Below are 15,871 nucleotides of genomic sequence, written 5' to 3' on the forward strand. Positions count from 1 at the left end.
TAAAGAAGCTCATGAATCCAGATGCCGTTCAGCCATTGACGACCCGTGCGGGAACAAGGTTTTCATCCTCCTTCTGGTGGCTGGGCCTGTCGCTCGTTGCGGTCTGCGGCGCCATGGTGCCGGTTCTGGCACTTGTTTCTCAGGCCGTGCAGGGGTCCGCCGGCCTGTGGGAGCATTTCGGCTCCACCGTTGTTTTGGCAGCGCTGCCGGATACGGTCATCCTTCTCGCCGGTGTCGGGTTGCTGGCTGGCGTCATCGGAACCTGTTCGGCCTGGCTGGTTGCCGCCTATGATTTCCCCGGGCGCAGGATATTGGAATGGGCGCTGCTGCTGCCGCTGGCCATGCCCACCTATATCGTCGCTTACGCCTATCTGGATATTCTGCATCCCATCGGGCCGGTGCAGGGAGTGATCCGCTGGCTGCTCGGTTATTCCAGCCCGCGTGAATTCCGCCTGCCCGACATAAGGTCGATGACGGGCTGCATCATCCTTCTCGCCTTCGTCCTTTTTCCCTATGTCTATATTCCCGTCCGCGCCATGTTCCTCACACAGGCAGGCAATCTGCTGGAGGCCGCCCGCATGCTCGGCGTTTCCAGACGGACGGCTTTCTTCAAGGTCGCGGTGCCGCTGGCGCGTCCGGCAATTGCGGTGGGCGTCAGCCTCGCCCTTATGGAGGCGCTGAACGATATCGGCGCGTCGGAATTTTTGGGCGTCCGGACGCTTACCGTTTCCGTCTATACCACTTGGGTCACGAAATCGGACCTGCCCGGTGCAGCGCAGATCGCGCTCTCCATGCTGTTCATCGTCGTCGCCCTGGTGGCGTTTGAACGCTGGGCGCGGCGCAAGCAGCGTTATTCGGTTTCCGCACAGAAAAGCCAGGAACTGGAGCCGGTGCGCCTTACCGGCCTCAGGGCCTGCGGCGCTTTTACGCTTGGCAGCCTACCTGTCCTGATCGGGTTTGTGGCGCCGGCGAGCTATCTCGTCATCGAAGCATGGAAAAGGTTCCGCTTCAGCGGCCTTTCGGCGCGCTTCACCGAGGAGGCGTTGAACACTATCGTCTTTGCCGGCTTGGCGACGGCGATCACCCTTATTCTCGGCCTTGCGGTTGCTTACGCGATGCGTCTTGCTCCGGGGCGTCTCTCGCTCTGGTCCTACCGCCTGTCCACGGTGGGATATGCCGCCCCCGGCACGGTCATCGCCATCGGCGTGCTGATTGCGCTTGGCGGCTTCGACCGGTTTGTCGACCAGACCATGCGCGAATGGTTCGGCATTTCCACGGGCCTTATCTTCATCGGCAGCGGTGCCGCTCTCATCTATGCCTATTCGGCGCGTTTCCTCACCATTGCCGCAGGCGGCGTGGATGCCGGGCTGAGCCGCATCCCGTTATCCTTCGATCATGCCGCGCGAACGCTGGGGCGATCCGCGACCCAGACATTCCGCCAGATCCATCTGCCGCTTTCCAAAGCGTCGCTCGCTGCGGCGGCGCTGCTGATCTTCGTGGATTGCGTCAAGGAACTCCCCGCCACGCTTTTATTGCGGCCGCTCAATTTCGAAACCTTCGCCACCCATCTTTATGGCGAAGCGGCGCGTGGAACCTATGAGGAGGCGGCAATCGCGGCACTGGCGATCGTCGTTATCGGCATGCTTCCCGTGATGCTGCTTGCACGCATCGGCCGGCGTAAGGGCTGACTTTCCGCATCTTGCCCCATAAATGACGGGCGCAAAACGGTGCGAGAGGCCAATAAGCTTCAAATCCTCCCAGAAAACGACAAGCATCCCGCCTTAATCCTGATGTAAATACTCATCTTAATTGAGGTGCTGCGGCCCGTCGGAAATGAACGCCGGCCGCGATCTGTGTCGGGGCATATCTTGAAAAATTTGCATGGGATGTTTTTGAGCCGTCTGGCTCTGGGAACGGCTGCCGTTGTTTTGATGGCGCCGGTGATGGGCCACGCGCAGGAAACGACGGTTCTGCGGCAGATCACCGTTGAAGGCCAGGGCGCGGAAAATGCGACGGGTCCGGTCGGGGGCTATGTCGCGAAGAAAAGCGCGACGGGTTCGAAAACCGATACCGACACCAAGGACATTCCCCAGTCCGTATCGGTCGTCGGTCGTCAGGAAATGGACGATCGCGGCGCGGTGACCAAAATCGACGAGGTGCTGCGTTATACGCCCGGCGTGACGGCGGAGCCTTTCGGCACCGACCCGGATACGGACTGGATCTATATTCGCGGTTTTCAGGCCACCCAGACGGGCGTGTTCCTGGATGGGCTGAACCTGTTCAGCTATGGTTTCGGCGGTTTCCAGATGGATGCCTACGGTCTGGAGCGGGTGGAAATTCTCAAGGGTCCTGCCTCCGTGCTTTATGGCGGCGCAAATCCCGGCGGCATCGTGCAGATGGTCCGCAAGCGGACCCAGGACGCACCGGTGCGCGAAACGGAAATCGGCATCAACAATTTCGGCAATGCCTTCTTCGGTTTCGATCTCGGGGACAAGGTCGACAATGACGGCGTATGGAAATACCGTGTTACCGGCAAGGTCTCGGGCGGCGACAATTACACTGACTATTCCGAGGACCTGCGCGGCTTCATCATGCCGCAGGTCACCTTCGAGCCGGACGCCCAGACGAGCGCCACGCTCTACGGTTATTTTTCCGCGCTCGATCAGGTCCATGTCGGCAACGGCTTCCTGCCCTATGTCGGCACCGTGGTCGACGCACCCTTCGGCAAGCTTGACCGCAAGGCCTTTTATGGCGAACCGGATATCGACAATGGCCGCGTCTACCAGTCGATGGTCGGGTATGAGGTCAGCCATGAATTCGACAATGGCTGGAAGATCAGCCAGAACGCCCGTTATGGCCACCTCTACAAGCACGAGACCGGACCCTATCCGGGCGGCTGGGCCAATACGGACGCCAATGGCCAGCCGATCCTCGACGCCACCACCAACGACTACATGCTGACCCGTTTCGGTTATGACGGTGTGTCGAAGGTCGACAGTTTCGGCGTTGACAATCGCGTCGAAGGCCAGTTCGATACCGGTGCGGTCAATCATTCGCTGCTCTTCGGCCTGGATTATAAATATTACCGGCTGGATCAGGTGCAGGCCTGCTGCGGATCGAATGCAATTGGCGCGCTCAATCCGGTCTATGGTTCGACGCAGGGCACCAATTTTGTCTATGCCGACAATATCGTTACCCAGCAGCAGATCGGCATCTATGCCCAGGACCAGCTGCGTTTCGGCGACGGCTGGCTGGTGACGCTGAACGGCCGTTACGATTATGTCGATACGGAGCTGCATAACAGGCTGGCGACGGGCGTATCGCGCCGCTCCAATGACAATGCATTGAGCGGCCGCGCCGGCCTCGCCTATGAATTCGACAATGGCCTGACACCCTATGTCTCGGCCGCCACCTTCTTCAATCCGCTTATCGATACGCTCGCGGATGGCACGCCCGCCTCCCCAGAGGAGGGGCACCAGTTCGAAGCCGGCATCAAATACGAGCCGACTTTCTTTGATGGCAGCATCACCGCCTCCGTCTTCAAGCTGGTCAAGGACAATGCCATCGTGTCCTACACGACCGGCGGCGTGACCACGAGCGGCCAGTTCGGGCAGGTGGAATCCACCGGTTTCGAGCTGGAGGCCAAGGCTAATCTTTCCGACAACTGGAAGGCGCTCGCCTCCTATTCCTATACCGATCTCGAGATCACCCGCGATGCCAATCCCAACCTGATCGGCAAATCGCCGTGGATCGTGCCCGCCCACACCGCCTCGCTGTGGCTGGATTACGCCTTCACCGATGATACGTTTGAAGGTCTCAGCATCGGCGGCGGCGTGCGCTATCAGGGCAAATCCTGGGCGGATGAGGCCAACACGCTGCGCGTGCCGGATGCCGCCGTTTTCGATGCGGCGGTCCGCTACGAAAAGAACGACTGGACGGCGTCGATCAACGTCGCCAATGTCTTCGACAAGGAATATGTGAAGAGCTGCGCCGGCGTCTCGGTCTGCGGCTGGGGCGACAGCCGCACCATCACCTTCAAGCTTTCCAAGAAGTGGTAAGGCTTGGCCGAGGGCCGGCAGTTGCGGGCAATGCGGTTTGCCACTATAAACATGAATAGTTTTATCATGTTTATAGTGGCGCCCTGGCGCCCTGCGGGATCAAGAGGCCATGGCTTTCCGTGTGCGGATGGAAAATGAGATCGAGGGTTTTGCCGTCATTGGCGGCCCGCGCTCAAGGGTTTGGAACGGCATCGTCGCCGATCTCTGGGACGTGCGCTGCGCCCCGAAGGCTGGCGGTCGTTATGTCGGCAAGGATCCGCGCTTCGTTTTCCTGCTGGACATGGACGGGACGGATGACGGCAGGTTCATGATGAACCGCTGCCGCCGCGACAATTACGGTTCGTCCAAGGCGAACCGCATTTCCTTCGTGCCCGCCGATCTGGATGTGCATGCCGAACTCAACAATGTTTCCTTCGTGCGCCATCTCGACCTGCACTTCGATGCGGGTTTGCTAGGGACGCGTCTGGTGCAGGGGTTTGACCCGCATGGCCTGCTCGATCCGCATCTGATGTTCGAGGATGAGCGCCTGCTGGCGCTGGCACGGCTGATTGCGGCCGAGTGCGATAATCCCGATCCCTTGCACGACCTCTACGGCGAAAGCCTCGTGCTGGCACTGCTGACGGATTTCCTCAAGGTGAAGCGCGAGCCGGTCAAGAAACGCAGCAAGCTCGCCGCCTGGCAGTTAAGGGCGGCGACCGACTATATCCGCGAACATTGCCTGCGGTCGATCCGGCTGGAGGAACTGGCGGAACTCACCAAACTGTCGCAATCCCATTTCAGCCATGCCTTCAAGGCCTCTACCGGTGTGCCGCCGCACCAATGGCAGATGCAGGCGCGCATTGATCGCGTCAAGGAGCTGATGATGCGAACCGACATGGCGCTGACCGATATCGCCATCGCCGCCGGGTTTTCGGACCAGGCACATTTCTCCCGCGTCTTCCGCAAGATGGTTGGCGTTTCTCCCTCCGTCTGGCAGAAAATCCGCCAATAACTGTCTTTTTGTTCCATCGTTCTTCAAAAAAATACCGGCCGCGGCGTCTGAAACACGGCGGAACGATTTGTCGGCCGTCGGGTTTACTCGATGTGACATCAATGAAGAAAATCATGGAGGAAGACATCATGTTGCATCAGGAACCCCGCGCCGGACAGGACCCCTATGTCAAGGACACGCCGAGCCTCATCGCCAGCGACAAGGTGGAAGGCACGCGCGTTTACGGCGCCGACGGCAAACATATCGGCTCGATCCAGCGCATCATCCTGGAAAAACGCGGCGGGCGCGTTGCCTATGCCGTGCTGAGTTTCGGCGGTTTCCTCGGGATCGGCGATGACTACTATCCGCTGCCCTGGGAAAAGCTGCATTACGATGAAGAACTCGACGGTTATCGTATCGATCTCACCAAGGAAGAGATCGAAAATGCGCCCCACTTCGCCAATCTCGACGATAATGACCTGCTGAACGCCAAGGACCGCAAGGTTTACGACTATTACGGCGTCGCGCCCTACTGGATGTAAGGCGCAGCAGCGCTTCCAGGTTGGAATTGACGACACAAAACGCTCCGGGCAGTTTCCTGTCCGGAGCGCGACACAAAACGGCTCCTTTTCAGGAGCCGTTTGTTTTTGTCTCTTCAGTGCGGTTGTTTCTGCATCTCGGAAACGGCGTCGGTGAAGCATTTGCGTGCTTCTTCCGGGGATTTGCGTCCGTCAAGGGCGGCGCGGCAGGCGCTTCTGGCTCTTACAAAGCTCAATCCGCGAATTTTCGGCCAGCCTTCGGTCAACAGCAGCAATGCCTCGAAGGGGCCGGCGACGACACTCTTGCCGTTCGCCTCGAGATTGACCTCGACCGGTTCTGTCCATCTCTCGTTCTTCATCGTGCACCTCCCAGAGCAACGCGATCCCGAAATACACCCGACAGCGGAGCAACCCATGAACGCAGTCGTGTGTCACTGCCGTTCAGGATATGCGCAAGCGAGCGAATTGACAACGGGGATCAGCGGAAACCGAAAAATGACAGGATCGCCAGAACGATGACGACGAGGCCGACGATGTAGATGATCTGGTTCATGATTTTCTCCTTCGCTGTATCATCACCATAACGTGAAGGCGGGGACGCGGTTCCAGAGGTCATGAGAATTTAATCACGTACTAAAATGTCGCGGCCACTTCCTTGTGAACGGCAGCCGTCACTTCCGCAGAATGACCCAGATGGCGTGAATGATGCCGGGCACATAGCCGCACAGCGTCAAAAGAATATTGAGCCAGAAATGCAGGCCAAGCCCGACCTGGAGGAACACGCCCAGGGGCGGAAGAAGAATGGCGATGAGAATACGGATGACGTCCACGATGACAGGCTCTCAAGTTGTTTACGACGTGCCGGAGAACGTGCGGTGGGCGGTTTGGTTTCAAACGCCATTGCGACTAGAGCGGGGCCTGTGACGGCGAAGGTCACCCGAGCGTAAACGAAGCCGCCGATCGAGAAATATTTATGTCACAGGAAATGAATGGTGCCGCTTACGTGACTCGAACACGTGACCCCGTCATTACGAATGACGTGCTCTACCAACTGAGCTAAAGCGGCCCGAACATGATCCGTTTGTGACGGATCAGCTTCATGGCGGGCTGATACAGGCAATGCCGACGGATTTCAAGCCTTGAATGCGCCGGTTTTGAAAATTCCGAGAAAAAGCTTTGCCTGTCCGTTGTTTATGGATGGTTCAGGCCTTTGTGCAGAGGCGTTGTCTTGCCGCCTCATATTCGTGCGCCAGCCGATCGACGAGGGTCGCCACCGGTTCCACCGCCTTGACTGCGCCCACACCCTGGCCAGCGCCCCATATGTCCTTCCAAGCCTTTGCGCCGCCGGTTGCGGTTTCGAAATCCATCTTCGAAGGATCCGCTTCGGGCAGGTTGTCGGGGTCCATGCCGGCGGCGACGATGGAGCTTTTCAGATAGTTGCCGTGCACGCCGGTAAAATAGTTCGAATAGACGATATCCTTGGCCTGGGCGTCGACGATTGCCCGCTTGTAGCCTTCGGAGGCGCGCGCTTCCTCGGTGGCGATGAAGGGGGAGCCGATATAGGCCATGTCCGCGCCCATGGCCTGTGCCGCAAGAACGGAGCCGCCATTGGCAATGGCGCCGGCAAGCAGCAGCGGGCCGTCGAACCATTCGCGGATCTCCTGAACGAGGGCGAAGGGCGACAAGGTGCCCGCATGTCCGCCGGCACCTGTCGCCACCGCGATCAACCCATCCGCACCCTTGCGGATGGCGGAGCGGGCATGGCGATCGTTGATGACATCGTGCAGCACGATGCCGCCATAAGAGTGCACGGCGGCATTCACCTCCGGCACGGCGCCGAGCGAGGAGATCACCACAGGCACCTTGTATTTGACGCAGAGGCCGAGATCGTGTTCCAGCCGGCGATTGGACATATGCACGATCTGATTGACCGCAAAGGGGGCCGCCGGACGGTCCGGGTTGGCGCTGTTATGGGCGGCAAGCTCTTCGGTGATCATCGCCAGCCATTCGTCCAGCTGGCTCTCCGGCCGCGCGTTCAGCGCCGGGAAAGCGCCGATGACACCCGCCTTGCATTGCGCCAGCGTCAATTGCGGATGCGAAATGATGAATAGCGGCGATGCTATGACCGGAAGACGCAGATTGTCTTTCAGCACGGACGGCAGCATGTTTCCTCCCATGAATTACGTTTACGCGCACGTAAGCTAATACCGCGTTCGGCAGGTGATTGAAAGCGAAAACAATGCTGGATGGGCGTCGCAAACCTGCGTTCACAGCGCCACAATGGATCGATTTTCCTCAAGGCAATCCGGTCTTTATCACAAACGACGCTTGCGGAGGGGCGGCATAGCCGCTACCGAATCGAAAACGCATGGCGCAACGCCGCATATTTTTTGCAAAGCGCAATAGACAAGGATCGGTCGTGAGCGGACTGGAAACGGCAATCAGAAATGCTCTGGAAAAATCGGACAGATCGAACGCCGAAGTCCGTGCACGGATTTACCAATCCTCCCGCCAGGCGCTGGAAGCGGGCCTGCGCAAACAGGGCATTGACGATCCGCAGATTGTCGCCCAGCAGCGCCAGCGGCTCGAAGGCCTGATCCACCAGATCGAGAATGAAGAGCGCAACCGCCTTCTGGACAGGGTGGAACAGCAATTGCGGCCGCCGGCGGCGGAAAGCCCTGTGCCGGCTGACCACACCGTGGATGCCGTCTCTGCGCCGCCCCATCACGACGGCATGGCCGTCGAGCCGGAACTGCGCGGTGAAACCCGCGACGCACGTCCGGGCGTTGCGGTGACGCCGGAACCGCTGAGCGCGGGACGGCGCAACGGAAAACCGCCGAAGAGGGGTTCCGGCGCGGGCGACGCCTCGCTCGCCTTTCGTCCGGAAGGTGCGGTTGGACGCCGCAAACGCAGGGGGCTTTTTGCCCGGCTTTTCATATATGTGACGCTTCTGGCCTTTGTCGGTTTCGGTGCCTGGTGGGTCTATTCCTCCGGCCTGCTGTTGTCGCCGGAGCAGCGCGATACCAGCGTGCCCAATCCGCCGGCGCAAGTGCAGGCGGAAGATTTCAACGGTGCCGAGCCCGCACCGAGCCTTTCCGCCGGCCGCGGTTTTTCCGATGACTGGGTGGAGGTCTTTAATGCCGAGCGGGGCAGTTCCGGCGTTTCGGCCGGCCCGCGCGCCAATGTTGAAAACATCGCCACGCCCGCCGGCAAGGCGATACGGGTAACGTCGAGAAGCGTTTCGCCGGATGGCGCCGTCAGCGTCGAGGTTCCGGTCGAGATGATGCGCGACATGGCGGGCAAGTCCTCGACCATTTCGATTACCCTGCAATCGTCCAGCGATCGGCAGACGCAGGTCTCCGTCTCCTGCGATTTCGCCACGCTTGGCGATTGTTCCCGCCACCGTTTCACGGTGACGGCCGAGCGGGCGGACATGTTGCTGAACGCGACATTTGAGCGGTCTCTGGCTCCCAATGCCCCCGGCAGGATCTTCATCAACAGCGATATCGATGGTAGCGGCCGCCCGGTCAATCTTTATTCCGTGCGCATTCTGCCGGGTCAATAAGACAGGCGGGCGTCCTCCTGCGAGCGCCCGTCTCCCTCTGCCGCCTTATTTGAGGAAGCCCGGTCCCGATCCCAGTATCTTGCCGTCGATCTCGCCGATCACCTTCCCGTCCTTGCCCTCGTAGTCGAGCGAATGGAGAATGTGGCGGATGAGGTTTACCCGCGCGCGGCGCTTGTCATTGGCGCGCACCACCGTCCAGGGCGCGGCGTCGGTATGGGTCTTTTCCAGCATCTCGTCGCGCTTTTGCGTGTAATCGTCCCACTTCGTCAGCGCGGCTATGTCCATGTCCGAAAGCTTCCAGCATTTCAGCGGGCTGTGACGGCGATCGTGGAAACGGTCGATCTGCGTTTCGCGGCCGATGTCCAGCCAGAACTTGAAAAGATGGATGTCCTCATGGACCAGCATCTTTTCCAGCCGCGGCGTTTCCTTGAGGAAACGCTTGTGTTCGTCCGGAGTGCAGAATCCCATGACCGGCTCGACCCCGGCGCGGTTATACCAGGAGCGGTCAAAGAGAACGAATTCGCCGGCGGTCGGAAAATGCGAGATATAACGCTGGAAATACCATTGGCCGCGTTCGGTTTCGCTCGGTTTGGTCAGCGCCACGACGCGGGCATAGCGGGGATTGAGATAGGCACGGGTCGCAAAGATCGCCCCGCCCTTGCCGGCCGCATCGCGGCCTTCGAAGACCGCCATCACCCTTTTTCCGGTGGCCTGCAGCCAGAACTGCACCTTGACCAGCTCCACCTGCAGCGCCTCCAGCGCAGCGTCGTAGTCCTCCCGCTTCATCTTCTTGTCGTAGGGAAAATCGCCGGCGGAAAGTTTCTTTTCTTCCACCCAGTCGGGAAGAACCGGGTCGTCGATGTCGAAGCTGCGCAGCTTGCCGCCAATGGTGATATCGACCGTCCGCTTCTTCGTCTCTGCGCCCATGGTTTCCTCCGGCTGTTGTTGTGTAAAGGCAACTCGCCGCCAATGAGTTCACATCCATCGGCAGAATTCAAGCGAAAGAGCGCCGGTTGGCCAGGGTGCGGCGGCGGCGGCGATTGCGACGCGGATTTCACGCATATACGTTGTGGAAAATGCGCGATGATGAATCTCTGTCATGAAGCTGGCCTATGAGGTTTCGATGCGCTGTCAGACGAGAGTGGAAAGCAGGCTGAAATGGCAGTCACGGAAGGCGATGGTGGATTGAGGCTTTTGGGGAGGAAGCTCGGCCGGAACTGGTTGCCCGTTCTCATTGTCAGCATGCTCGCCGGTGTGGCCGTTGCCGAGCTCGGCACGACCTACATGCCCGCCCTATTGTGGCTTTGCGCCGTCATTGCAATTCTGGCCGTGCCGGATCGACCGACAGCGGGTGCCGACAAGGAGGCAAACGCGGTTTCGGACGCGGATGAGCCGGAGGTGCCAGGTGAAAACGTCATTGCCGGGGTGAGGGCTGGTCTTGCGGTGCTGGATACCCCGGTCTTCATTCTCGACGGCAATGCCAGCGTGCTGTTTCAGAACGGCGCGGCCGAACGCGCTTTCGGCCAGCTTCCGGCCGGTGCGCATATTTCCGCCCGGCTGCGCTCTCCCGGCCTGCTGGACGTCATTCGCGAAACCATCACCACCGGCCAGCCCAACCAGGTCGAGCACTCGGAGCGTTTTCCTTCCGAGCGGGTTTTCATCGTCCGCATAGCCCGTGCGGATGTGGGAGAGGGGGCAGGTCCGCCATTTTACATCCTGTCGTTCCGTGACATCTCGGAGCTTCGCCGCATCGACCGCATGCGCAGCGATTTCGTTGCCAATGCGAGCCACGAATTGCGCACGCCGCTTGCCTCCCTGCGCGGTTTCATCGAAACCATGCAGGGGCCGGCGCGCAACGACCCGAAGGCGCAGGAACGTTTTCTTGCCATCATGCTGGACCAGGCAACCCGCATGAGCAGGCTGGTGGACGATCTCATGTCCCTTTCCCGGCTTGAATTGCGGGCGAACATCGCGCCGGACCAGAAGGTCGATCTCGTTCCCGTCATCGGCCATGTGCGCGACACGCTGCTGCCGCTCGCCGACGAGCTCGATGTGACCATCACGCTGCATCTGCCGGACCGGCCGGCGGAAGTGCAGGGGGATCGCGACGAGCTGGTGCAGGTGTTCCAGAACCTCGTTGAAAATGCTTGTAAATATGGGCAGGAAGGCAAGGTCGTTGACGTCTGGCTGCGCGCGGAAGCCGGCAGGCCGGTCGAGGTCAGCGTCATCGACAAGGGGCCGGGTATTCCCGCCGAGCACGTGCCGCGCCTGACAGAGCGTTTTTATCGCGTCAGCGTTGCCGACAGCCGCTCGAAAAAGGGAACGGGGCTGGGGCTTGCCATCGTCAAGCACATCCTCACCCGTCACCGTGCTCGCCTCATTATCAAATCGGAACTGGGCAGCGGTACGGACTTTACCGTCAGATTTTGACATAAAGAGCGGCGAGGTTCTTAGAATAATAAAAATTTATAAATAAAATCAATAATTTAGATTGTCACAAATCTTTCACTGAAGTGACATAAAAGGATGTGGCTACGGTGGTTAAGAAAAGGTCGCCGAGCGCATGCTAAGAGCGAATGCCGCTATCGGCTGCGTCCACAACAAAGCCCACGACGGGAGAGACAAATGAACTTCCTTAAATTTTCCGCAGCAGCCCTGGTGGCTTCTGTCGCCTTCGCTGGCGCCGCCGCTGCTCGCGACCAGATCCAGGTTGCCGGTTCCTCCACGGTTCTGCCCTATGCCAAGATCGTTGCTGAAACCTTTGCCGAAACCTTCCCGAACTTCAAGGCTCCGGTTGTTGAGTCCGGCGGTACCGGCGGTGGTCTGAAGGCGTTCTGCTCCGGCGTTGGCGAAGGCACCATCGACATTGCCAATGCGTCGCGTCCGATCAAGGCCGACGAACTGGCCGCCTGTAAGGCTGCTGGCGTCGCCGACGTTCAGGAAGTGAAGATCGGTTACGACGGTATCGTCTTTGCGATGGACGCTTCCAACAAGGACATCAAGCTCGAGCCGAAGGATCTCTACCTCGCTCTCGCCGCTGAAATCGTCAAGGACGGCAAGCTCGTCGCCAACCCCTACAAGAAGTGGTCGGAAGTCAACAAGGAACTGCCGGACGTTGCGATCGCCGCTTACATCCCGGGTTCCAAGCACGGCACGCGCGAAGTCTTCGAAGAAAAGATCATGGCTGACGGCTGCAAGGAAGCCGGTGCCACCGACGCCATCAAGAAGATCGTCACCGATGCCAAGCAGGCTGCTGCAAAGTGCATCGCAGTCCGCAAGGACGGCGCTGCTGTCGACATCGACGGCGACTATACGGAAACGCTGGCCCGCATCGACGCCAACAAGACCGGCCTCGGCGTTTTCGGCCTCGCATTTTATGAAAACAACGCTGACCGTCTGAAGGTTGCGACCGTTTCGGGCGTCGTTCCGTCCACCGAAACCGTTGCCAGCGGCAAGTACCCGGTCTCTCGCCCGCTGTTCTTCTACGTGAAGAAGGCTCACCTGGGCGTCATTCCGGGCCTCAAGGAATATGTCGAGTTCTTCGTTTCCGACGAGATGATCGGCCCGGATTCCCCGCTCGCCAATTACGGCCTCGTTGCCGCTCCGGATGCAGAGCGCGAAGAAATCCGCGCGAAGTTCGCCGCCGGTTCCACGATGTAATCAGGATGAGGGGCGCGGCCTGCCGCGCCCCTCGTTCCGCCCCGGTGTCTTTCCGCTTCGGCGATTGTCCCCGGTTGACAGTTCCGATCCATCATCTTCCACATGATTGTCGATGGATTACAGATGGATAGGATGTATCAACCTTGACGCTTGCCCGACTTTGATACAGTCAGGCGGCAGGCATCCTAGGCTGGTCCAGCGGTCTCGTTTTGATGACTTTTTGATTTGCCCGCTATCGCACCGTGCTCTTGAGGCACGCCGAGGGAACTCTAATGAACACATCGATCCTTTTGCTGATACTGGCGCTCATCGGCATCGGCAGCTATCTGCTCGGCAGCCGCCGCGCCGTCGCCCTGTCTGGCGGTCGTCCCGCCAACATGCATTCCCGTGCCGGTTATCACGGTTCCTACGCGGTCGTCTGGGCGGTGTTGCCGGCGGCATTCATTCTCGGTATCTGGCTTATTGTCAGCCCGATGATCGTCACCTCGGCGGTACGCGGTAATTTTCCTGAAGACGTGCGCGCCCTGCCTGAAGCGCAGCAGAGCCTGACCTATGGCATGGTGACCTCCATCGCCCGCGGCCTTCAGCGGCTGACGGCGGAGGAAACCGCGCAGGCCGATGCGGATACGGCTGCGGTAAGGCCGCTCCTGGCATCCAAGGGCGTGGCGATTGCCGGCGATCCAGAACGGTTCATGGTCGATGCCGCTCATACGCTGAACGCCATGACCTCCACCAGCCGTGTCGCGATGATCGCCGTCGTGCTGGCGGTCGCGCTCGGCGGTGCCGCTTACGCCTTGCGTTCGATCGCGCCGCGCTTTCGCGCGCGCAACAAGGTTGAAAGGGTCATTCTGGCGTCGCTGCTCGTCGCCTCGTCCATCGCCATCCTGACGACCATCGGTATCGTCCTGTCGATGCTGACGGAGGCGATCCAGTTCTTCACCATGGTCCCGGCGCATCAGTTCTTCTTCGGCACGGTCTGGGATCCGCGGTTCGCGGCGGCCGGCGCCACGGACTCCTCCGGCCAGTTTGGCCTCATCCCGCTGCTTGCCGGCACGCTTTATATCGGCCTCGTCGCCATGCTGGTCGCGGTTCCGGTGGGCCTGTTCTCGGCGATCTACATGGCGGAATATGCCTCGCCGCGCTTCCGCTCGATGGCAAAGCCGCTGCTCGAAGTGCTCGCGGGCATTCCGACCATCGTTTACGGCTTCTTCGCGCTGACGACGGTCGGTCCTTTCCTCCGGGACATTTCCACGCAGATCAACGGTCTCGCGACCGGCAATTATGCCAATTTCATCCAGGCGCAGAGCGTCATCACCGCCGGTTTCGTCATGGGCATCATGCTGATCCCCTATGTCTCGTCGCTGTCGGATGACATCATCACCGCCGTGCCGCGCTCGCTGCGCGACGGTTCTCTCGGCCTCGGCGCAACGCGATCGGAGACCATCAAGCGGGTCATTCTTCCCGCTGCTCTTCCGGGCATCGTCGGCGCCGTTCTGATGACCGCCTCGCGCGCCATCGGCGAAACCATGATCGTGGTGCTTGCCGCCGGCGTTGCGGCGCGCCTGCAGCTCAACCCTTTCGAACCCATGACCACGGTGACGGTGAAGATCGTCAGCCAGCTGACCGGCGACCTTGAATTCACTTCGCCGCAGACGCTGGTGGCCTTCGCGCTCGGCATCACGCTTTTCGCCATCACGCTTTGCCTGAATATCTACGCGCTGTACATCGTGCGCAAATACCGGGAGCAATATGAATGACCGACATCGTTTCTCCCGCAGCCGGCGTCGCCATCAACAAGGCCACGCGCCGCGATATCGGCATCAAGCGCCGTTATGCCGCCGAACGTCGCTTCCGCGCTTACGGCATGGCAGCGATCTCCTTCGGCCTCATCTTCCTCTTCCTGCTGCTTTTCTCGGTTGTTTCCAAGGGTTACACCGCTTTCCAGCAGACGATGATCACGGTTCCGGTCGAATTTTCCGAACAGATCATCGATCCGAAGAATGAGCGCGCCACTAACCCGGCAAAGCTGATGACGGCCAATTATCCGGTCGTCGCCCGCGATGCGGTCGCCAAGGTTCTCGGCGTCGCGCCGACGGACCGTGCCGGTCTTCGTGCCGTCAACCTCCTGATCTCCGACAGCGTGCGCACGCAGCTGCGTGACATCGTCGTCGCCGATCCTGCCGTCATCGGCACCACGCGCACCGTTAGGCTTCTGGCATCGGGCGATGTCGACAGCGCCTTCAAGGGCCAGGTCGATCTGACCGCGGATGAAGCCAATCGCCGCATCTCGAACCAGCAGCTCGGCTGGATGAACCAGCTCGCCGAAAGCGGGCAGCTCGGCAAACATTTCAACACCGGCATCTTCATCAACGGCGCCTCCAGCCGTCCGGAAGCGGCGGGTGTCGGCGTGGCGCTGATCGGCTCCTTCTACATGATGCTGATCGTGCTGGTGCTGTCGCTGCCGATCGGGGTCGCCGCGTCGATCTATCTTGAGGAATTCGCCCCGAAGAACCGCCTGACGGATCTCATCGAGGTGAACATCAACAATCTGGCTGCGGTTCCCTCGATCGTTTACGGTCTGCTCGGCCTCTCCGTCTTTATCAACTTCATGGGCTTTCCGCGCTCGGCCTCGCTGGTCGGCGGTCTCGTCCTGACGCTGATGACCCTGCCGACGATCATCATCGCGACGCGTGCTGCCCTCAAGGCCGTGCCGCCGTCGATCCGCGCCGCCGCCCTCGGCCTCGGCGCCTCCAAGATGCAGACGATCTTCCACCACGTCCTGCCGCTTGCCATGCCCGGTATCCTGACCGGCACCATCATCGGCCTCGCCCACGCACTGGGAGAAACGGCGCCGCTGCTGCTGATCGGCATGGTGGCATTCGTTGCGAACTACCCGACAACGCCGATGGATCCGTCCACGGCCCTGCCGGTGCAGATTTACATGTGGGCGAACGAAGCCGAACGCGCCTTTGTCGAAAGGACTTCCGGCGCTATCATCATCCTGCTTCTGTTCCTCATCGTCATGAATGTTGGCGCAATCCTGTTGCGTCGCCGCTTCGAACGGCGCTGGTAGAGGGAG

Annotated in this window: 14 protein-coding genes and 1 tRNA gene; 9 read left to right on the top strand and 6 right to left on the bottom strand. The window is 60.2% G+C overall.

Annotated elements, in window-relative coordinates:
* Positions 1-11: 11 nt before the first annotated feature.
* The 4 genes from ACI2KA_RS04220 (at position 12) to ACI2KA_RS04235 (ending at position 5,570) form a co-directional block, all read left to right on the top strand.
* Positions 12-1,688, top strand: a complete 1,677-nt coding sequence (locus tag ACI2KA_RS04220; RefSeq protein WP_404499506.1) for an ABC transporter permease — start codon at positions 12-14, stop codon at positions 1,686-1,688.
* A 180-nt stretch (positions 1,689-1,868) separates the two neighbouring features.
* Positions 1,869-4,058 carry a TonB-dependent siderophore receptor gene (locus ACI2KA_RS04225; RefSeq protein ID WP_404499508.1) on the top strand — a complete coding sequence of 730 codons (2,190 nt, stop codon included), beginning with the start codon at positions 1,869-1,871 and terminating at the stop codon, positions 4,056-4,058.
* 109 nt (positions 4,059-4,167) lie between these two features.
* Complete coding sequence (locus ACI2KA_RS04230) at positions 4,168-5,049, top strand: helix-turn-helix domain-containing protein (protein ID WP_404499510.1); 882 nt, start codon at positions 4,168-4,170, stop codon at positions 5,047-5,049.
* Positions 5,050-5,177: 128 nt separating this feature from the next.
* Complete coding sequence (locus ACI2KA_RS04235) at positions 5,178-5,570, top strand: PRC-barrel domain-containing protein (protein ID WP_046799387.1); 393 nt, start codon at positions 5,178-5,180, stop codon at positions 5,568-5,570.
* Positions 5,571-5,683: 113 nt separating this feature from the next.
* Here ACI2KA_RS04235 and ACI2KA_RS04240 read toward each other — a convergent pair whose 3' ends face one another.
* The 5 genes from ACI2KA_RS04240 to ACI2KA_RS04260 form a co-directional block, all read right to left on the bottom strand.
* Complete coding sequence (locus ACI2KA_RS04240) at positions 5,684-5,926, bottom strand: DUF982 domain-containing protein (protein WP_404499512.1); 243 nt, start codon at positions 5,924-5,926, stop codon at positions 5,684-5,686.
* A 119-nt stretch (positions 5,927-6,045) separates the two neighbouring features.
* Positions 6,046-6,183 (bottom strand): hypothetical protein, encoded by a 138-nt coding sequence (locus tag ACI2KA_RS04245; protein WP_404499514.1) that lies wholly within the window; start codon positions 6,181-6,183, stop codon positions 6,046-6,048.
* A 55-nt stretch (positions 6,184-6,238) separates the two neighbouring features.
* Complete coding sequence (locus ACI2KA_RS04250; protein ID WP_404499516.1) at positions 6,239-6,397, bottom strand: YqaE/Pmp3 family membrane protein; 159 nt, start codon at positions 6,395-6,397, stop codon at positions 6,239-6,241.
* A 160-nt stretch (positions 6,398-6,557) separates the two neighbouring features.
* A tRNA-Thr gene (locus ACI2KA_RS04255) sits at positions 6,558-6,633 on the bottom strand.
* 136 nt (positions 6,634-6,769) lie between these two features.
* On the bottom strand, positions 6,770-7,732 hold the full coding sequence (locus tag ACI2KA_RS04260) for an NAD(P)H-dependent flavin oxidoreductase (RefSeq protein WP_404499518.1): 963 nt from the start codon (positions 7,730-7,732) through the stop codon (positions 6,770-6,772).
* 254 nt (positions 7,733-7,986) lie between these two features.
* On the opposite strand from ACI2KA_RS04260, the gene ACI2KA_RS04265 reads away from it, so the two are divergent.
* Positions 7,987-9,132: a hypothetical protein gene (locus tag ACI2KA_RS04265; RefSeq protein WP_404499520.1), complete on the top strand. Its 1,146-nt coding sequence runs from the start codon at positions 7,987-7,989 to the stop codon at positions 9,130-9,132.
* A 45-nt stretch (positions 9,133-9,177) separates the two neighbouring features.
* Here the strand turns inward: ACI2KA_RS04265 and ppk2 are convergent, their stop codons facing one another.
* Positions 9,178-10,059, bottom strand: coding sequence for a polyphosphate kinase 2 (ppk2, locus tag ACI2KA_RS04270; protein ID WP_404499521.1), 882 nt, complete (start codon positions 10,057-10,059; stop codon positions 9,178-9,180).
* A 231-nt stretch (positions 10,060-10,290) separates the two neighbouring features.
* Between ppk2 and phoR the strand changes: the two genes are divergently transcribed.
* The 4 genes from phoR to pstA all read left to right on the top strand — a co-directional run bounded on the left by phoR (position 10,291) and on the right by pstA (position 15,865).
* On the top strand, positions 10,291-11,562 hold the full coding sequence (gene phoR, locus ACI2KA_RS04275) for a phosphate regulon sensor histidine kinase PhoR (RefSeq protein WP_404499522.1): 1,272 nt from the start codon (positions 10,291-10,293) through the stop codon (positions 11,560-11,562).
* A 195-nt stretch (positions 11,563-11,757) separates the two neighbouring features.
* Positions 11,758-12,792 (top strand): substrate-binding domain-containing protein, encoded by a 1,035-nt coding sequence (locus ACI2KA_RS04280; RefSeq protein WP_404499524.1) that lies wholly within the window; start codon positions 11,758-11,760, stop codon positions 12,790-12,792.
* 272 nt (positions 12,793-13,064) lie between these two features.
* Entirely contained in the window at positions 13,065-14,549 is a 1,485-nt protein-coding gene (gene pstC / locus ACI2KA_RS04285; protein WP_404499525.1) for a phosphate ABC transporter permease subunit PstC, read from the top strand.
* On the top strand, positions 14,546-15,865 hold the full coding sequence (gene pstA / locus ACI2KA_RS04290) for a phosphate ABC transporter permease PstA (protein ID WP_404499527.1): 1,320 nt from the start codon (positions 14,546-14,548) through the stop codon (positions 15,863-15,865). The genes pstC and pstA overlap by 4 nt, the downstream gene beginning before the upstream one ends.
* Positions 15,866-15,871 lie beyond the last annotated feature (6 nt).

It is taken from the genome of Agrobacterium sp. NPDC089420 (assembly GCF_044900305.1).
In the GTDB taxonomy this organism is placed as follows: domain Bacteria; phylum Pseudomonadota; class Alphaproteobacteria; order Rhizobiales; family Rhizobiaceae; genus Agrobacterium.